Annotated in this window: 2 protein-coding genes; both read left to right on the top strand. The window is 34.0% G+C overall.

Features of this window, described 5'->3' with window-relative positions; genetic code table 11:
* The first annotated feature begins 226 nt into the window (after nucleotides 1-226).
* Nucleotides 227-1390, top strand: coding sequence for a pyridoxal phosphate-dependent aminotransferase (locus AFK68_RS06840; protein ID WP_094672113.1), 1164 nt, complete (start codon nucleotides 227-229; stop codon nucleotides 1388-1390).
* A 1363-nt stretch (nucleotides 1391-2753) separates the two neighbouring features.
* Nucleotides 2754-3305: a hypothetical protein gene (locus AFK68_RS06835; RefSeq protein ID WP_094672112.1), complete on the top strand. Its 552-nt coding sequence runs from the start codon at nucleotides 2754-2756 to the stop codon at nucleotides 3303-3305.
* Nucleotides 3306-3876 lie beyond the last annotated feature (571 nt).

The following is a 3876-nucleotide window of genomic DNA, read 5'->3' as shown; positions in this document are numbered from 1 at the left end:
CTTTTATAATTAGTTGTTTATTGGTCTGATTTTTCACAAATTATCATTAGAGCGGGATAATATAACTTATTCTGAGCTTCAATTGTATCTCAGGCTTACTAAAAAATCCTATATTAATAGTAAATCAGATTATATTTGCCAACTCTACTCATAAGCTTTGATAGTCATCGTAATTTATCCATACTACTGTAGTAAAATTATCTAGAAAATATCATCTTATTTAACTATGAACTTTGCAACTAGAATGAATGGCTTAGGCGGCGATGCTGCAATTGAAGTTTTTACTAAGGCAAAACAGTTAGAATCTCAAGGTCGAAATATTATCCATTTAGAAATAGGTCAACCTGATTTTAAGACTCCTCAAAATATTCGGGAAGTTGCTTTTGAAGCTATGAATAATGGCTATACAACTTATACTCCAGCATCAGGTTTATTAGAGTTAAGAGAAGTAATCGCAGAACACATTTCTCAAACTCGAAATATATCAGTTAATCCTAATGAAGTTGTGGTAATGCCAGGTGCAAAACCAGTCATATTTTTCACTCTTTTAGCATTAATAAATCCTGGAGATGAAGTAATTTATCCAAACCCTGGATTTCCTGTTTATGAATCAGTCATTAATTTAGTGGGAGGTAGACCAATTCCATTACCTTTATTGGAGGAATTAGACTTTCAATTTAGTATCGATAATTTAGCTAATTCTATTTCTGAGAAGACAAAATTACTAATTCTAAATTCTCCCCATAATCCAACTGGCAGTGTATTAACTCCCGAATATTTAGAAGCTATAGCTAAACTAGCAGTTAAACATAACTTTTATATCCTCTCTGACGAAATTTACTCCCACTTAATCTACGATTCAAAATTTACCAGCATTATCAGTTTTCCTGGTATGAAAGAACGCACAATTTTATTAGATGGGCATTCAAAAACCTATGCCATGACTGGTTGGCGTTTAGGTTATTCTGTTTCTCCCAAAGCAATAGCAGAAAAATTAGACCAGTTGATGTTAAATTCTAATTCCTGTGCTTGTTCATTTACTCAAATAGCTGGCATAGAAGCCATCAAAAATTCTCAGGAATTTGTCAAAGAAATGTTCGACGAATTTAAACAAAGACGTGATGTTATTGTCGAAGGTTTAAATTCTATTCCAGGTATTAACTGTCGAAAACCAGCAGGTGCTTTTTATGCTTTCCCCAATGTGAAGCAACTGCCGATAAGTTGTGAAAAACTGGCAGATTATTTATTAGCTGAAGCTGGAGTCGCTTTATTACCCGGAACTGCCTATGGAAAATTTGGAGATGGATATTTAAGATTATCTTACGCAAATTCCATTGAAAATATTCGTGAAGGTATTAGTCGGATAAAAACAGCGAGCGCTCAACTATAACTTTCCTATTTCAGTCAGAAATTTTTCTCTTTCTCTCGGAGCGAGACAAATTTTCACTTCGATTTCTTCGGGCAAAATTCTGNACTTTCCTATTTCAGTCAGAAATTTTTCTCTTTCTCTCGGAGCGAGACAAATTTTCACTTCGATTTCTTCGGGCAAAATTCTGTCATTCTCAGATGGGGTAATCAGAGAAAATCTAATTCTTTTTTTACCTAGATATTTAAGGTTGTCTGATTAGGTACTTAGTAGGAGCAACGTGGCGACCCCTCCACTATAACTTTCCTATTTCAGTCATAAATTTTTCTCTTTCTCTCGGAGCGAGACAAATTTTTCCTCCGATTTATTCTGGGAAAATTCTGTCATTCCCAGATTTGCTGATGGGAGAAAATCTAATTCTTTTTTTGCCTGAATATTTAAGATTGTCTGATTAGGTACTTAGTCGGAGCAACACGGCGCTCCCTCCACTATAACTTTCCTATTTCAGTCATAAATTTTTCTCTTTCTCTCGGAGCGAGGCAAATTTTCACTCCGATTTATTCTGGGAAAATTCTGTCATTCCCAGATTTGCTGATGGGAGAAAATCTAATTCTTTTTTTGCCTGAATATTTAAGGTTGTCTGATTAGGTACTTAGTCGGAGCAACGTGGCGACCCCTCCACTATAACTTTCCTATTTCAGTCAGAAATTTTTCTNTCTGATTAGGTACTTAGTCGGAGCAACGTGGCGACCCCTCCACTATAACTTTCCTATTTCAGTCAGAAATTTTTCTCTTTCTCTCGGAGTAAGGCAAATTTTTACTCCGATTTCTTCGGGCAAAATTCTGTCATTCTCAGATGGGGTAATCAGAGAAAATCTAATTCTTTTTTTGCCTAGATATTTTGGAGCAACATGGCGAGCGCTCAAGTCTAACTCTACTATTTCAGTCAGAAACTTTTCTGTTTATCTAGAAGTAAGGCAAATTTTTACTCCGATTTATTTTGGGAAAATTCTGCCATTCCCAAATGAGGTAATCAGAGAAAATATAATTCTTTTTTTGCCTAGATATTTAAGACTGTCTTCTCAAAATTATCCGGAAAATACTCAGTCAAGTATCAGTCGGAGCAAAACAGCGAGCGCTCCACTATAACTCTGCTATTTCAGTCAGAAACTTTTCTCTTTATCTAGGAGTAAGGAAAATTTTTTCTCCGATTTATTCTAGTAAAATTTTGTCATTCCCAGATGAGGTAATCAGAGAAAATATAATTCCTTAAGCTTAAATTCCGTAACTCCAAAATTTCAAGATGTAGATCCTCAATAGAAGCTTAGAGGTCTAATTTAGATAGGTTGAGTATTTTTATTTCACTAAATTTAGGAGTTTTTATTCCATGAATAATATTCTTAATTTACCAGTTGTAATTGGTTTGATTTTCTTTCTACTAGGGCTTTTGCCTATTACTAAAGTTAATATTGGCGGAGTTGAAGCATTCCTCGGAAAACCTATAAACGTTTTGCAAAAATCTCTTTTTCTATTATTAGGTACACTATTTTTAGCTTTCTCCTTTCACAAATATTTCATCCTTGATAAGCCAAACTCTATTACCTTTAATGGAATTGTTTGTAAGCCATACAAAGAATATTTACAACTTGAAGGTGAAAGAATATTTTTACGTTCCTCAGAATTTCAACAACTTAAACTACCTGTCGGTACAGAAGTTAAATTAACAGTTGATGTTGATGGTTCTGAAAAAAGTACATTACTTATTCTCGACAGTGACAAAAATATCAATAAATGTCCGTTGCTAATAAGTCGAAAAATTCGCCGGACTTTGGGTATTGATGCTGATATAGATGTTAATTCTGACGAAAAGGAAAATAGGAATAACCGTCCTGAGCGTTCTTGGAAAGTCAGTGGCAATACCACAATTAAAGCTGACTAAATTAGGTAGATTTCAATAATTAATAATTAATAATTAATAATTAACAATTAGGTCTTGCTGATTAAATTTAAAAGTATTGACAGATAAAGGTAAGTACCTTTTTGGAATCGAAAAAAGTACCAGGTCATTTCAGTTATCAGTTATCAGTAACCTCTGGCTGAACCTAGAGGCTTGAAATAATGAAATTTTATCTTTTCATCCCCTTAAAAGGGGAGGCTTTATACCTCTTTTTTTTGGTAAAGAGTATAAAACGCTTAAAAAGTTAGCATTTTTGGCAAAAGTAGGGCAAAAAAATTTATGCCCTACTCCTTAAAAATATAGCGCTGTGCGCAGGGAACAGGCAACAGGGAACAGGCAACAGGGGGAATAAATTGCCGATAGTATAAGACTTTGATCTGCTTGGCCCCTACTACAATTTGTAAATATACCAGCGCTCATTGCTATACTTTTTCAGCAAACCCTAATTACCTCTTCTGTAATAGAAGGATTTGGTTAAAACGAAAATAATGACAGATAAATCTCATTATTAAACAAAGTTATTAATAGCAAAATAGTTGTTATTTCCATATTG

It is taken from the genome of Hydrocoleum sp. CS-953 (assembly GCF_002260545.1).
In the GTDB taxonomy this organism is placed as follows: Bacteria; Cyanobacteriota; Cyanobacteriia; order Cyanobacteriales; family Microcoleaceae; genus Trichodesmium.
The sequence above is the reverse complement of the archived record's forward strand: the minus strand, read 5'-3'. Positions and strand labels throughout refer to the sequence as shown.